This is a genomic window from Microbulbifer maximicatervae (SeqCode), from assembly GCF_052467815.1.
On the sequence record NZ_CP174326.1, the window covers coordinates 4,867,328 to 4,882,366 of the forward strand.

The window sequence follows — 15,039 nt, forward strand, 5'->3', positions numbered from 1 at the left end:
CAGTTTCACTTTGGGACTGCAATTACCTCCCCTAAGCAACGCCATGATATCAACAGGCGACTTTCTGTCGGCTCAGGCCTAATTACACATCATTACAAGCTGCGAAGCAAGATAACCATCCTAATCTGCCACTTCAGCCAGTACTGACTTTAGGGCCGCTAGGGGTTCAGAAGCCGCGGTGATGGGACGACCCACAACCAAATAGTCAGAACCTTGCGCCAAAGCTTCAGCAGGCGTCAAAGTGCGTCGCTGATCCCCGGCATCAGAGCCCGCGGGACGAATTCCTGGCGTCACCAGGGAGAAATCGGCTCCGCATTCACTTCGCAGCAGTTGGGCCTCCCGTGCGGAGCAGACTACACCGTCGAGACCGCAGGATTTAGCTTGAGAGGCCAGGTGCAACACCTGCTTTTCCAGCGGAGCAGCCACACCAACTGCAGCCAGCTCCTCTTCAGTTGTGCTGGTAAGTACGGTAACCGCAATTAATAGAGGCCTATCTTCGCCAAATTCCCGCAGAGCCTCGGCAGCAGCCGACATCATCCGCTCACCACCACTTGCGTGAACATTAACCATCCATACACCCAATTTCGCAGAAGCTTTAACAGCCTTCGCAACAGTATTGGGGATATCGTGAAATTTAAGATCCAGAAATACCTGGAAGCCCCGGTCAACCAGCGTTTTCACCAGGTCTGGACCAGCAGCAGTAAACAGCTCCTTACCAACTTTGACCCGACACAGTGACGGATCGAGCTGATCTGCCATTGCCAGTGCAGACTCAGCATTGTCGTAATCCAGAGCAACGATAACCGGAGAAGAAACTTTAGACTGCAAGAAAAACCTCATTTATTTCAAAAGCCGTCCCGACCAGGCCGCCAGCCCGGTGAATAGGACAGTCATTACTTTACTCGCCCTCAATCCCCTTAACGGAGCGCACTGAATCCCAGTGCTTGCAGCTCGGGCATAACCAGTGCAACTGGTTGCCCGAAAACCCGCAATTGCTGCAGCGGTAGTGAGGGCGACTTGCTATTAGTTGATCAATTAATGTTTTGAGTAAGGCTAGGTTCTCTCTCGCCCTACCCTCTGTACTGTCTATATGAAGATCGAGAAAACGTCCCAACCCCCTCAATGATGGGCGCAGCGCCAACTGCTTCCCCATAAATGCCGCCGCTGCGGCCTCGCTATCTTGCTTTTGAATACGCTCGGTCAGGGCAATTAATACGCTATTCGATGGGTGCTCCCTCAACAAGGATTCAAGATAGCGATCCAATCCTTTGCCATCCCCCAAATCCCCGTAACAAGTGATCAACAACTCGAGGATTTCAGGAATATAGTCCGGACTTTGCTTGGGAATTCGCTGCAATACCTTAATAGCCTCTTTTGGTTTGCCAAGCAGGTATTCAAGGCGCCCCCACAGCAAATTTGCCCGTACCGAGCTGCGCTCATAACTCAGGGCGGAGTCGATATGCTTCCGCGCACTGAGGTAATCCTTTGCCGCTATAGACTCCTCTGCCAATTCACAGCAAAAATGAGCTTGAACCGGCGCCCAGTCAGCTGAGAGGCGCTTGAACCGTCGACCGTGCAACAGGTTTACTGCATGGATTGCTTTAGCCCACTCTCTTTCATCCCGATAGACCTCAATCAGGCGCTCCAGACTAACAGCCTTCAGTTCCTGGGAAGTTTCAACCAACTCTTGCAGCAAGCGCTCAGCCCTATCCAACCAGCCCGCAGAAATATAATCGCACGCGAGTTCAAGCTGGGCCTTATTTTGACTAACTCTGGACAAACTGGGACGACCAAGTAGATTTTGATGGACTCGAATCGCTTGGTCGTATTCACCTCTTCGGCGCAATAAGCTCCCAAGGGCCAGATGGGTATCAAAAGTAGCCTGACTGACCTCTAGGGAGTCAATAAATTTATCGATGGTGTCGTCGTGGCGCTCGCTCAACAAATAATTCAGGCCCTGCGCGTATGAACGCACTAAGGCATGTTCTTGCTCACTGTAATCTTCTACTTTCTTTTTGGCACTGCCTCGCCCCAGCACCCAGCCGATCGCGATTGCCGCAAGCAGGAAAAAGAAATAGGTAAAATCGAGCAAATCAGTCTCCAGAGGCCTTGCGGTGGGCGGAGTGTAGCTCCCGCTCCATTTTCTTCAACTGCTTCTCGAGCGCCCGTACTTGGCGACGCTTGATAAAAATAGGCTGCAGACTGACAACAAAACCCAGAAGCAACCCCAATAACAAGAAACCGATAAGCCAGAAGCCCACGCTTCCCGACGGCAGTTGATAGCCCACAATATTTGGCGCGACAGTCTCCGGATTGGCAACTGCGAAATAGACCCCCAAAGCAATACACAGCAGGGCGACGACCCCATAGACGATGCGTGTCAGCCAACGCAAAAATGACAAGGGAACCTCCACGTTCCACAAAATAACTTTATCGAATAACGACGAAGCTCATCCCTGTTAATAGCAGTACATATACTGCTGCCAGGGAGCAATCATACTTCGATACTCGCCTCATCATGCATACTTCGATTCACTCTGTCGCGTAATTCTTTGCCAGGCTTGAAATGCGGGACATATTTCCCGGCGAGATCAACCGCATCCCCAGTTTTGGGATTCCGGCCCGTACGCGGGGCTCGATAGTGAAGAGAAAAGCTACCAAAGCCGCGTATCTCTATACGCTCACCCTGGGACAGGGCATCTGACATGGTGTCGAGCACCACTTTTACCGCCAGCTCTACATCCTTAACTGGCAGCTGATCCAACCTCAACGCAATCCTTTCGATCAGTTCGGACTTGGTCATGCGCTCCGCAACCTTTGTAAGTCATTGATTATTCTGGAGTAGAGCACCAATCATCTAATAGAAAGCCGGACTGGGCAACCCCAGTCCGGCTTTCGGGTCGCTCCAAATGATCCATTTGGAGCTATGAACACTCAAAGACGATTAGTCTTTGTTATTCATTTGAGCCTTAATCAGGTCACCGATAGTAGCGGGCTGAACTTGTTCAGACTGCTTCTTGCTGTGATCCTTGATAGCTTGCTTCTCGTCGTCCTGGTCTTTGGCTTTGATAGACAGGCTGATCACGCGGTTCTTGCGATCCACGCTGGTGATCTTAGCTTCTACTTCTTCGCCTTCTTTCAGAACGTTGCGAGCATCTTCAACCTTGTCGCGGCTGATTTCAGAAGCGCGCAGTACGCCTTCTACTTCGTCCGCCAGGGTGATTACTGCTTGCTTAGCGTCAACTTCCTTAACAGTACCTACAACGATGCTGCCGCGATCGCTGGTGGTAACGTAGTCGGAGAATGGATCGGACTCCAACTGCTTGACACCCAGGGAGATACGCTCACGCTCGGAATCGATGCCCAGGATAACAGTCTCGATTTCGTCGCCTTTCTTGAACTTGCGAACAGCTTCTTCGCCAGCTTCGTTCCAGGAGATGTCGGACAGGTGAACCAGACCGTCGATGCTGCCATCGAGACCAATGAAGATACCAAAGTCAGTGATGGACTTGATCTTACCGGAGATCTTGTCGCCCTTAGCGAATTTACGCGCGAAGGCATCCCACGGATTTTCCTGGCACTGCTTGATACCCAGGGAGATACGACGACGCTCTTCGTCGATATCCAGGATCATCACCTCTACCTCGTCGCCAACCTGGACAACTTTGGATGGGTGAATGTTCTTGTTGGTCCAATCCATTTCGGAAACGTGTACCAGACCTTCCACACCTTCTTCCAGCTCGGCAAAGCAGCCGTAGTCGGTCAGGTTGGTTACAACAGCCTTCACGCGGCTGTTCTCTGGGTAACGCTGCTTGATGGATACCCAAGGATCTTCGCCCAACTGCTTCAGGCCCAGGGATACACGGCTGCGCTCGCGGTCGAACTTCAGTACTTTTACTTCGATCTCGTCGCCAACGTTCACGATCTCGCTCGGGTGCTTGATGCGCTTCCAAGCCATATCGGTGATGTGCAGCAGGCCGTCGATGCCGCCCAGGTCTACGAAAGCACCGTAGTCGGTCAGGTTCTTCACGATACCCTTGACGCTCATGCCTTCCTGCAGGCTTTCCAGTAGAGCTTCACGCTCTTCGGAGGTGGCAGCTTCCATAACGGCGCGGCGGGAAACAACTACGTTGTTGCGCTTGGAGTCCAGCTTGATAACTTTGAACTCGAGCTCTTTACCTTCCAGGTGCGCGGTGTCGCGAACCGGACGAACGTCAACCAGAGAGCCGGGCAGGAACGCACGGATATTGGCAACATCAACAGTAAAGCCACCTTTAACCTTACCGCTGATAACGCCTTTAACCACTTCGTCAGCTGCGTGAGCTGCGTCGAGGATTTTCCAGGCTTCAGCGCGCTTGGCTTTTTCGCGGGACAGACGGGTTTCACCGAAACCGTCTTCTACAGCTTCCAGGGCAACCTGTACTTCGTCGCCCACCTGCAGCTCAACTTCACCTTTATCGTTGGCGAATTGTGCAGCAGGGATAACGCCTTCAGACTTCAGGCCCGCGTGAACGGTAACCCAGTCTTTATCTACGTCGATTACAACACCAGTAACAATTGCGCCCGGTGCCATTTCAACGCTTTTCAGGCTCTCTTCAAATAGATCAGCAAAGCTCTCGCTCATTACATTACCTATAGTGCTGGGTCCAGCCGTTGGTAACTGTTAAGTCTAGTCAACCGCCAGCCGCGACCCCAACCGCGCTGCCAGCACGCGGGTCGGATTACGATAACGGCCGGGCGATTCTGGCTGATCCCGGCCGCTGTCGTTAGAAAACTATTTACTGCCCGAACTTCAGGATAAAATGCGGTCCTGAACCAAATCGAGCACTTTTCCGAGGACTTCATCGATACTCACCCCCGTACTATCCAGCTCAACCGCATCCTCAGCGGGAGCCAGGGGGGAGGCTTTTCTATTCATATCCTGCGCATCTCGGGCACGGATGTCCTCCAGCAGGTCGCGGAGGCTAACAGAAACCCCCTTCTCCTGCAACTGAGCGAAACGCCTGTTAGCGCGCTCCTCAGCGCTGGCGGTTAGGTAAACCTTGACCGGCGCGTCGGGAAACACGGTAGTGCCCATATCCCGACCATCGGCAACCAAGCCGGGGGCTTGACGGAAGTCCCGCTGGCGCTGCAGCAGCGCTGCCCGCACTCCGGGAATTGCCGCGACCTTGGACGCGGCCATGCTTACCCGCTCCATACGGATATCTGCGGTGACATCACTCTCTTCCAGCCACACCTGCAACTGACCGGCACTCACGGTAAAGCGTACATCGAGGTCTTTCGCCAATTCAGTCAGCAACTTGTCATTGGAGAGGTCAACCTCCTTATTAAGTGCGGCCAAAGCGGCAGCCCGATAAAGGGCCCCGGAGTCCAGCAAGGAAAAGCTCAAGCGATCAGCCAAAAGCTTTGCAATGGTTCCCTTACCCGAACCACTGGGACCATCAATGGTAACTACTGGTGGCAACCCGTTTGTATCACTCATATTTTCTTTACAACTCAACATCTCTGGCGGATGCACTCAAGCGAACCACAACCGCCCAAACCTGAATGCCCGTGTCACGCCAACTGCAACTTGAGACCCGCGCCCGTTGCCAGTTCGGCAAAGTTCGGGAATGAGGTCGCCACATTGGCGCAGTGAAGGATGCGGATTGTATCCTTTGCGCGCAGCGATGACACTGCAAACGCCATAGCAATACGGTGATCCCCCAAGCTATCGACGGTGCCTCCAGAAAATACCACACCCTCTTTGCAGCCCTGGATCACGATACCGTCCGGTGTTGGCTCAGCTTTTACCCCAAGTGCAATCAAGCCATTTGCCATCGCCTGAATCCGGTCACTTTCCTTGACCCGCAACTCCTCCGCACCAGTCAGGACGGTCTCACCTTCTGCACAAGCTGCCGCAACAAACAATGCGGGAAACTCATCAATCGCCAGGGGCACCTGATCCTCAGGGATGCGAATTCCCTTCAAGGGCGCATAGCGAACATGAATATCCGCCACCGGCTCACCGCCCACTTCGCGCATATTCAGCAATTCAACATTGCCGCCCATTGCACGGAGGATATTGATAACCCCATCGCGGGTGGGATTGATCCCCACATGCTCCAGCACAACATCGGAACCGGGAGAGATAGCGGCAGCAACCATAAAGAATGCAGCTGAAGAAATATCGGCAGGCACATCGATGCGACAGGATTTCAGTGAGCCACCGCCCACCAACTTAGCCTGAGCACCATCCCGCTCCACCTTATAACCAAAGCCCTGCAACATGCGCTCGGTATGATCTCTAGTGGGCGCCGGCTCAACGGTAGACGTTTGACCCTCACTATAGAGCCCAGCCAGCAATACCGCTGATTTCACCTGGGCACTGGCCATCGGCAGCGGGTAATCGATCCCTTTCAACGCACTACCACCCTTAATCAAAAGCGGCGGACGGCCTTCCGGGCCAGTCTCAATATTTGCACCCATCTCACGCAGGGGGTTAGCCACGCGATTCATCGGGCGCTTTGACAGGGACTCATCACCAGTGAGTGTTACGTCGAAATCCTGCCCGGCAAGCAATCCAGCCAACAGGCGCATGGAGGTCCCGGAGTTACCGAGATATAGCGGTCCGGGCGGTGCCTGCAAGCCATTAAGACCCACGCCATGAATTACAACCCGACCATTATCCGGCCCCTCAATTACCACCCCCATATCGCGGAAAGCCTGCAGGGTTGCCAGTGCATCCTCGCCCTCCAGGAAGCCCTCAACTTCTGTAACTCCCTCGGCCAGGGAGCCCAGCATAATTGAGCGGTGCGACATGGATTTGTCCCCCGGCACCCTGAGCTTGCCATTTACAGCCTCGCCCGGCTGCACGATAAAAGTAATCTCTTGTTCTTGCATAGGTTCCGAATACGCTTGTTTTGCCAACATTTTGGTAAAGTGATCCCGTGCCGCTTTGGCGCGAGTAAAAACCCCCATCAGGGCAGCGCTATCACCGGAGGCAATAGCGTCGCGCAGGGAAGAAAGGTTGAGGCTGTATAGGTCGATGGCCTTTAAGATGGCATCCCGATTGGCGAGCATAATATCTCGCCACATAACCGGGTCACTGGAAGCGATACGAGTAAAGTCACGGAAGCCTCCCGCCGCATAACGGAAGATATTTTCGTTTTCCGCATCGTGGGCCAAAGTGTCCACAAGGCTAAAAGCGATGACATGGGGAAGATGGCTCGTAGCAGCCAGAACCTCGTCGTGCTCCTCCACTGACATTGTCAGGGGCTCAGCTCCCACGGCCTGCCATGCTCGCTCCACGAGCTGCAAATGAGCAGCCCCTGTATTCGCAAGCGGCGTCAGGATAATGCGGTGATCCCTATAGAGGTCATCTCTCGCCGCGGTAACACCACTTTTTTCAGAGCCAGCGATTGGATGCCCTGGCACCAAAAAATCTGGAGCACTTCCCCACACTTTTTCTGCCGCTGCCACCACGCTACCTTTTACGCTGGCGCCATCTGTCACAGTGACTCCCGCCGGCAGGTGTTCTTTAAGCTGCGCGAATACAGACTCAATCGCCAGTGTCGGCACAGCCACAAACACCAAATCGCCCGGCTCCAGCTGCGGCAATACCAGCTCTAGACTGGTGCTGGCCCGATCAACAATACCGAGCGCCCTGGCTTCATCGCAGACACTCTCTTCCAGAGCGACCCCGATAACCTCTCGGCAAGCCCTAGCAGCTTTCAGTGCAAGGGCAAAACTCCCCCCAATTAAACCGATCCCAACAACCAGCAGTCGGCCAATTTGAGCTTGCGCCATCACAGCACTCCGCGAGGGTAGGAACCCAGCACTTTCAGATCTGAGGCACAGCCTCCAACCTCTTTTAGCGCCTCGGCAATCCCCTGGGTATCGCGGTGGCCGCTAAAATCGATAAAGAACACATAGGTCCAATTGCCAGACTGCGATGGCCGGGTCTCTACCCGAGTCAAATCGACACTGTAGCGACGAAACGGCTCCAGGAGATCGTGCAGAGCACCTGGCTCATTGCGCATTGATACCATCAATGAGGTTTTATCATCCCCGCTCGCAGGCACTTGCTGGGTACCAATAATCAAGAAGCGGGTGGAATTATCCGGGCGATCTTCTATTTTCTCCGACAGCACCTTCAGCCCGTAGAGTTCCGCTGCCATATCGCCAGCTATCGCCGCAGCATTCCACTCACCCTTAACGCGCTTGGCCGCATCCGCATTGCTGGAAACTGCAACACGTTCCACATTGGGATAATGGGCATCAAGCCACTTGCGGCACTGCGCCAGGCTCTGCGCATGGGAATAAATACGAGTGATTGACTCTGGGCGCGTTACATCTGAGATCATCAAGTGATGATGGATACGCAGCTCCACCTCACCGCAGATACTCAGGTTGGAGTGCATAAAGTTGTCCAGGGTGTGATTGATCACCCCTTCGGTAGAGTTTTCTACCGGCACAACACCGTAACTGACGGCCCCTGCTTCTACCTCACGGAAAACTTCATCAATTGCCGCCAGCGGCCGGCTCTGGGCAGAGTTGCCGAAGTGCTTTAATGCCGCCTGCTGGGTAAAGGTACCTTCAGGGCCCAGGTAGGCCACTTTGACGGGCTCTTCCAAGGCCAGGCAGGCCGACATAATTTCGCGAAACAGTCGCGCCATTTCTTCATCAGTCAGCGGGCCATTATTGCGCTCCATAGCCTTGCGCAGCACTTGTGCTTCACGCTCCGGCCGATAATAGAGAGCATCCTCGCCAGTAGCTTTCTTAACCTCTGCAACCTCCAGGGCACAGCGAGCCCGCTCACTAATTAAGCGAGCAATCTCTCCATCAATACTGTCGATCTGATTGCGCAGCTCCAGCAGTCGCTGGTCGCCACTCACAGTTTCCTCTGCCATTCGTCTATCTACTTTCTCTAGAAATCATCAAGATTGAATTAACCACCTAAGCCTTGCGCGCTTCAAAATCCGCCATAAATGCCACAAGCGCTTCCACTGCCTCCATGGGAACGGCGTTATATAGCGACGCACGCATACCACCCACAGAGCGGTGCCCCTTTAAGCTCAACAAACCCGCTTCTTCTGACTCAATCAAAAACTGCTTATCCAGGCGATCGTCAGCCAATACAAAGGGCACATTCATGCGGGAGCGACTTCCCTCCTCAACCGGACTGGAGAAAAAGTCACTGCTATCGAGGAAGTCGTACAGCATTTTGGATTTAGCATCGGCCTGCTTAGCCATCGCATCAACTCCCCCCTGATCTTTCAACCACTGGAAGACAAGACCAGATAAGTACCAAGCGAAAGTAGGCGGCGTGTTATCCATAGAGCCCGCTTCTGCAGCCACCTTCCAGCTCAAACTGCGAGGAATATTTTCCAGTGAGCGATCGAGTAAATCATCCCGAACCAAGGCTACAGCGATACCTGAGGGGCCAATGTTTTTCTGCGCGCCGGCATAGATAACGCCGAACTTTTCCACCTCAATCGGTTGAGACAAAATAGTTGAGGACATATCCGCCACCAGCGGGCACTCCACTTCCGGCACATAGCCAAACTCAACACCGCCAATTGTCTCGTTGGGGGTATAGTGGAAATAAGCCGCATCACCACTCGACTGCCAGCTGTCTGCCGCAGGTGCATAGCTGAAGTTGCGATCCTCACTGGATGCAACCACATTTACCTCACCATAGCGACGAGCCTCTTTGATCGCCTTGGCCGCCCAACTACCGGAGTGTATAAATTCAGCTTTGGATGAGCCGGCACCGAGAAGATTCCAGGGCACGGCACTGAATTGCCCAGTTGCCCCGCCCTGAAGAAACAACACTTTGTAGTTGCTCGGCACACTGAGCAGATCGCGGAGGTCCTGTTCGGCCCGCTCAGCTACTTCAACAAACTCTGGAGAGCGGTGGCTGACCTCCATTACAGAGCAACCGAGCCCTTGCCAATTGAGCAACTCCCTTTGCGCCCGCTCCAGTACGGGCTGCGGTAAAGCGGCAGGGCCTGCACAGAAATTAAACTTCCTCATGAGCTGATTTCCACAATACAAAAAAGGTTTCAAATACAACTAGATGTGTCTACGCACAAATTGCCATTCAGGGGGATAGATATCGCGCCTTTAGCGTTTTTCGTGAGAGCCAAAGGCAAGAAAGGCCGCGATAAACGCAGCCTTTCTTAGTGGTCTGGAGCGGTGGGTCACTCTTCCCCACCGTTTTCTTCACCATCATCTTCGGTCTCTTCAATGCGACCGAGACCAACCAGCTTCTCGCCAGTCTTCAGGCGAATCACTCGCACCCCCTGCGTGTTGCGCCCAAGTACAGACACTTCATCAACACGGGTACGCACCAGAGTGCCCTGGTCGGAGATCAACATCATCTCCTCACCTGGGTGCACCTGACAGGCCCCAACCAAGGCACCGTTACGTTCACTTTCCGCGATCGCAATAACACCCTGGGTACCGCGTCCCTTGGTGGGGAATTCGCTGATAGCTGTGCGCTTACCGTAACCATTCTCAGTAGCCATCATCACAGAGCCACCCTCTTCAGGGATAACCATAGCGATAACCTGCTGACCTTCCTGCATACGAATACCGCGAACACCACGGGAAACACGACCCATAGAGCGCACATTGGACTCGGAGAAGCGCGCTGCCTTACCGGCGCTGGTAAACAGCGCTACATCGCGCTCACCATCGGTAATCGCAGTGGCTACCAGGCGATCGCCCTCCTCCAGCTCAATTGCACGCAAACCAACACTGCGGGGGCGGGCAAAAGCGGTGAGGGGGGTTTTCTTCACGGTGCCATTGGCAGTGGTGAAGAAGATAAAGTGATTTTCGTCGTACTCAGACACCGGCATCATGCTACTGATACGCTCGCCCTCTTCCAGGGGCAGCATATTAACCATTGGGCGACCACGGGAGGCTCGGCCAGCGGTAGGCACTTCGTAGACTTTCAACCAGTACACCTTGCCCTTATTGGAGAAGCACAAAAGGGTGTCATGGGAGTTGGCGATCAATAGATGCTCAACGAAGTCCTCGTCTTTTACCTGGGTCGCGGATTTACCCATACCGCCACGGCGCTGGGCCTGGTAATCGGCCAGAGGCTGGCTCTTGGCGTAACCACCGTGGGAGATAGTTACTACCTTGTCTTCCGGGGTAATCAGATCTTCAACAGTCAGATCCTGGCGAGACGCAACGATATCGGTACGACGTTCATCGTTAAAGTCCTTTGACAGCTGCTCTAACTCTTCGCGGATCACTTCCATCAGACGCTCGAAGCTACCGAGGATATGCAGGTATTCAGCAATCTGCTCCAGTCGCTCCTGGTATTCTGCCAGCAGCTTGTCATGCTCCATACCGGTCAGACGGTGCAGGCGTAACTCGAGGATAGCCTGGACCTGGGCCGGAGACAGGTAGTAAACACCATCACGCAAACCAAACTCTTGCGGCAGATCGTCCGGTCGGCAGGCATCGGCGCCAGCGCGCTCCAGGAACTGCTGTACATTCCCTATCTTCCAACCCTTGGCCAGCAGCGCCTCGCGGGCATCTGCCGGCGTGGCGGAAGATTTGATCAGCTCAATAACCGGGTCGATATTGGCGATGGCAATTGCCTGACCTTCCAGGATATGACCGCGCTCGCGGGCTTTGCGCAACAGGTAGACCGTGCGACGGGTAACGACTTCCTGACGGTGGCGAATAAAGTGCTCGAGCAGCTCTTTGAGATTCAATACCTTCGGCTGGCCATCGACCAGGGCCACCATATTGATACCGAAGACGCTTTCCAGCTGGGTCTGGGAATAGAGGTTATTCAGAACCACATCACCCAGCTCTCCCCGCTTAAGCTCAATCACTACGCGCAAGCCGTCTTTGTCGGACTCATCGCGCAGCTCAGAGATACCCTCGATCTTTTTCTCTTTCACCAGCTCAGCAATACGCTCGATCAAGCGTGCCTTATTCAACTGGAAGGGGATCTCAGTAATGATGATGGTTTCGCGATTGGTCTTGTCATCGCGGACCACATCCGCTTTGGCACGCACATAAATGCGCCCACGGCCAGTGCGGTAGGCCAACAGGATACCGGCGCGGCCATTGATGATGGCGCCCGTGGGGAAGTCCGGCCCGGGGATGTACTCCATCAGGTCGTCGACGGTCAACTCGGAATTATTGATCAGAGCCAGGCAAGCCTTGATCACCTCACCCAGGTTATGGGGAGGGATATTGGTGGCCATGCCCACCGCAATACCGGAGGAACCATTGACCAATAGGTTCGGCACACGCGAAGGCAATACCTCCGGCATTTGCTCAGAACCATCGTAGTTATCGACAAAATTAACAGTTTCTTTATCGAGGTCGGACAGCAGCTCGTGGGCCAACTTGTCCATACGAATCTCGGTGTATCGCATGGCAGCTGGACTGTCACCATCGATAGAACCGAAGTTACCCTGGCCATCTACCAAGGTGTAACGCATAGAAAACGGCTGCGCCATACGCACAATAGTGTCGTAGACCGCAGTGTCTCCGTGCGGGTGATATTTACCGATTACATCACCAACGACACGCGCTGATTTCTTGTAAGGTTTATTCCAGTCGTTTTTAAGCTCGCTCATCGCGTAGAGCACGCGGCGGTGTACCGGCTTGAGGCCATCGCGTACATCCGGCAGTGCGCGCCCGACAATCACGCTCATGGCATAGTCGAGATAAGACTGCTTGAGTTCTTCTTCGATATTAATCGGAGAGATTTCTTTGGCTAATTCGCCCATGGCTTACGGCGTTCCTTTTATAGCGCGGGCGTACGTACTGTGCCCGGGATAAGCGGGCGATTCTACCATAGTTTGAGATGTTTGGAGTCGTGGGACTCGGAGATATACAACTGCGGCACAAACCACAGTTGTGGCCCCCATTGACTGCGGCTACAGTAAAACACCCCCACAGCAGCCACCAGATAAGTCCTCATGCAACAAGCTGTCGATACCCTGATCCACGCACGCTGGATCATACCCGTCGTACCCGAGAAAAAAGTGTACGAAAATTGTTCGCTCGCAATAGAAAAGGGCAAAATCTCTGCCCTGGTACCCACAGCTGAGGCCTCAATTCGCTTTAAGGCAAAAGATGAAGTCGACCTGGGGCAACACGCACTAATTCCAGGGTTAATCAATACTCACAACCATGCACCCATGACGCTATTGCGCGGCTACGCTGATGACCGCCCCCTTAAAGAGTGGCTGGAGCAACACATCTGGCCGACAGAGCAACGCTGGGTAGGTCCGCAATTTGTAGCTGACGGCAGCCGGCAAGCGATTGCCGAGATGCTGCGCTCTGGTACTACCACTTTTTCTGATCAGTACTTCTTCCCGGAAGCCGTCGCCATTGCTGCGCGGGAGAGCGGAATCAGGGCCCATATCGCCTTCCCCGTACTGGATGCCCCAACCCCCTGGAGCCGCAATAGCGATGAGGCCCTACACAAAGGATTGGCGTTACGCGATGATTACCGTGCGCACGATCGAATTGAGGTGGTATTTGCACCCCACGCCCCCTATACCGTGGGGGATAAAACACTGGAAAAAATTGCAGTCTGCTCTGCCGAAGCGCAGATCCCCATGCAAATGCACCTCCACGAGACCCACGCTGAAGTTGAAAGCGCCCTGAATGCTACTGGAGAGCGACCCACCGAGCGGCTATTCCGCCTCGGACTGCTAGGGCCGCAGACACTTTGTGTACATATGGTGGCCACCAACCAGCGAGATATTGAGCTAGTGAGCTCAAGTGGCGCCCATGTTTCTCACTGCCCATCATCCAATCTCAAGCTCGCCTCAGGCTTTTGCCCGACCTATGACATGCTGGAAGCCGGCATCAACGTTTCCCTGGGCACCGATGGCGCCGCGAGCAATAACACCCAAGACCTGTTCTCCGAAGCCAACACAGCCGCACTACTGGCAAAAGCTGTTAGCGGGAACGCAACAGCCCTACCCGCGCATAAGACACTGAGTATGGCGACCATCAACGGAGCCAAAGCACTGGGAATTGAAGATATAACCGGAAGCCTGGAGGTAGGTAAAAGCGCAGACATTGCTGCTATCAACCTCGGCGGTCTAGAGCAGCAGCCTTTGCATGACCCCGTGTCCCAGTTGATTTATGCCAACGGAGGACACAATGTCAGCGATATCTGGGTTGCAGGGCGACAACTTTTAAAGGAGCGCCAGCTACAAACCTTAAACGAAACTGAGGTTATCCAGCGGGCGCAAATATGGCGTGATAGAATCAGCGGAAATTTACGCTAGATAACTGATTCCGGCCCAATCACTGAAAAGTGCCGGTTACGAGCGACGGAGTTTGCAAAGAAGTTCATGAGCAATGTAGATCCCTCAGAAATCGCCAAATTTGAGCAACTTGCCAGCCGCTGGTGGGACAAGGAAGGCGAGTTCAAACCACTACACGAAATCAATCCACTGCGTGCAAATTACATTGATGGGTATGCTCCGGTTGCCGGTAAGAAGCTCCTCGATGTGGGCTGCGGTGGCGGTATCCTGGCTGAAGCCATGGCACAGAGGGGAGCCGATGTTACCGGTATCGATCTAGGGGAAGCCCCACTCAATGTCGCCAAACTCCACGCCCTCGAAAGTGGCGTCAGCGTCAACTATCGCAAAGTGGCAGTAGAGGAACTGGCAGAAGAAGCGCCCGAGAGCTTTGACATTGTTACCTGCCTGGAGATGCTTGAGCATGTACCAGACCCCTCTTCTGTCATTCGCGCCTGCGCGAAACTTGTAAAACCCGGCGGTAAACTATTCTTCTCTACGATCAACCGCACCCCTAAAGGGTGGCTGTTTGCCGTAGTCGGAGCGGAATATGTCCTACGCTTACTGCCCAAGGGCACTCATGAATACAGTAAGTTTATCCGCCCCTCAGAAATGGGCGCCTGGCTGCGCGATGAGTCCCTGGAAGCGCACGATATAACCGGTATGACTTATAACCCGGTTACCCGAAGCTACAAATTGAACCCCCGGGATGTCGACGTCAATTATTTGATGTATGCCAGCAAACCAGAATAAGTGAACT

At 53.9% G+C, this 15,039-nt stretch carries 12 protein-coding genes; 2 read left to right on the plus strand and 10 right to left on the minus strand.

Features of this window, described 5'->3' with window-relative positions; genetic code table 11:
• Window positions 1–120 precede the first annotated feature (120 nt).
• From pyrF to gyrA, 10 genes are all read right to left on the minus strand, one after another.
• On the minus strand, window positions 121–828 hold the full coding sequence (pyrF, locus tag ACJJIW_RS21075) for an orotidine-5'-phosphate decarboxylase (RefSeq protein ID WP_444936272.1): 708 nt from the start codon (window positions 826–828) through the stop codon (window positions 121–123).
• 70 nt (window positions 829–898) lie between these two features.
• Window positions 899–2,092, minus strand: a complete 1,194-nt coding sequence (gene lapB, locus ACJJIW_RS21080; RefSeq protein WP_282932046.1) for a lipopolysaccharide assembly protein LapB — start codon at window positions 2,090–2,092, stop codon at window positions 899–901.
• 1 nt (window position 2,093) lies between these two features.
• Window positions 2,094–2,402, minus strand: a complete 309-nt coding sequence (locus ACJJIW_RS21085) for a lipopolysaccharide assembly protein LapA domain-containing protein (RefSeq protein WP_282932045.1) — start codon at window positions 2,400–2,402, stop codon at window positions 2,094–2,096.
• 92 nt (window positions 2,403–2,494) lie between these two features.
• Window positions 2,495–2,803, minus strand: coding sequence for an integration host factor subunit beta (gene ihfB / locus ACJJIW_RS21090; RefSeq protein ID WP_282932044.1), 309 nt, complete (start codon window positions 2,801–2,803; stop codon window positions 2,495–2,497).
• Window positions 2,804–2,944: 141 nt separating this feature from the next.
• Window positions 2,945–4,624 carry a 30S ribosomal protein S1 gene (gene rpsA, locus ACJJIW_RS21095; RefSeq protein ID WP_108733850.1) on the minus strand — a complete coding sequence of 560 codons (1,680 nt, stop codon included), beginning with the start codon at window positions 4,622–4,624 and terminating at the stop codon, window positions 2,945–2,947.
• A 168-nt stretch (window positions 4,625–4,792) separates the two neighbouring features.
• Window positions 4,793–5,482 carry a (d)CMP kinase gene (gene cmk, locus ACJJIW_RS21100; protein ID WP_444936273.1) on the minus strand — a complete coding sequence of 230 codons (690 nt, stop codon included), beginning with the start codon at window positions 5,480–5,482 and terminating at the stop codon, window positions 4,793–4,795.
• Between the two features lie 74 nt (window positions 5,483–5,556).
• Window positions 5,557–7,788, minus strand: a complete 2,232-nt coding sequence (locus ACJJIW_RS21105; protein ID WP_444936274.1) for a bifunctional prephenate dehydrogenase/3-phosphoshikimate 1-carboxyvinyltransferase — start codon at window positions 7,786–7,788, stop codon at window positions 5,557–5,559.
• A complete protein-coding gene (gene pheA, locus ACJJIW_RS21110) occupies window positions 7,788–8,891 on the minus strand; it encodes a prephenate dehydratase (protein ID WP_444936275.1) in 1,104 nt (367 codons plus the stop codon). The genes ACJJIW_RS21105 and pheA overlap by 1 nt, the downstream gene beginning before the upstream one ends.
• Before the next feature lie 46 nt (window positions 8,892–8,937).
• Complete coding sequence (gene serC / locus ACJJIW_RS21115) at window positions 8,938–10,017, minus strand: 3-phosphoserine/phosphohydroxythreonine transaminase (protein WP_444893288.1); 1,080 nt, start codon at window positions 10,015–10,017, stop codon at window positions 8,938–8,940.
• 167 nt (window positions 10,018–10,184) lie between these two features.
• Complete coding sequence (gene gyrA, locus ACJJIW_RS21120) at window positions 10,185–12,746, minus strand: DNA gyrase subunit A (protein ID WP_444936276.1); 2,562 nt, start codon at window positions 12,744–12,746, stop codon at window positions 10,185–10,187.
• A gap of 192 nt (window positions 12,747–12,938) precedes the next feature.
• On the opposite strand from gyrA, the gene ACJJIW_RS21125 reads away from it, so the two are divergent.
• Window positions 12,939–14,264: a TRZ/ATZ family hydrolase gene (locus tag ACJJIW_RS21125; protein WP_444936277.1), complete on the plus strand. Its 1,326-nt coding sequence runs from the start codon at window positions 12,939–12,941 to the stop codon at window positions 14,262–14,264.
• Window positions 14,265–14,330: 66 nt separating this feature from the next.
• The gene (gene ubiG / locus ACJJIW_RS21130; RefSeq protein WP_444893285.1) at window positions 14,331–15,032 is read left to right on the plus strand and encodes a bifunctional 2-polyprenyl-6-hydroxyphenol methylase/3-demethylubiquinol 3-O-methyltransferase UbiG; all 702 of its coding nucleotides are present in this window, start codon (window positions 14,331–14,333) and stop codon (window positions 15,030–15,032) included.
• The last annotated feature ends 7 nt before the right edge of the window (window positions 15,033–15,039 follow it).

What these genes read in the sequence shown, in the direction of transcription:
- rpsA (WP_108733850.1), bottom strand. Translation starts at nt 4,624, where the DNA reads ATGAGCGAGAGCTTTGCTGATCTATTTGAAGAGAGCCTGAAAAGCGTT.
- gyrA (WP_444936276.1), bottom strand. Translation starts at nt 12,746, where the DNA reads ATGGGCGAATTAGCCAAAGAAATCTCTCCGATTAATATCGAAGAAGAA.
- ACJJIW_RS21125 (WP_444936277.1), top strand. Translation starts at nt 12,939, where the DNA reads ATGCAACAAGCTGTCGATACCCTGATCCACGCACGCTGGATCATACCC.
- ACJJIW_RS21105 (WP_444936274.1), bottom strand. Translation starts at nt 7,788, where the DNA reads ATGGCGCAAGCTCAAATTGGCCGACTGCTGGTTGTTGGGATCGGTTTA.
- ubiG (WP_444893285.1), top strand. Translation starts at nt 14,331, where the DNA reads ATGAGCAATGTAGATCCCTCAGAAATCGCCAAATTTGAGCAACTTGCC.
- serC (WP_444893288.1), bottom strand. Translation starts at nt 10,017, where the DNA reads ATGAGGAAGTTTAATTTCTGTGCAGGCCCTGCCGCTTTACCGCAGCCC.
- ihfB (WP_282932044.1), bottom strand. Translation starts at nt 2,803, where the DNA reads ATGACCAAGTCCGAACTGATCGAAAGGATTGCGTTGAGGTTGGATCAG.
- cmk (WP_444936273.1), bottom strand. Translation starts at nt 5,482, where the DNA reads ATGAGTGATACAAACGGGTTGCCACCAGTAGTTACCATTGATGGTCCC.
- pheA (WP_444936275.1), bottom strand. Translation starts at nt 8,891, where the DNA reads ATGGCAGAGGAAACTGTGAGTGGCGACCAGCGACTGCTGGAGCTGCGC.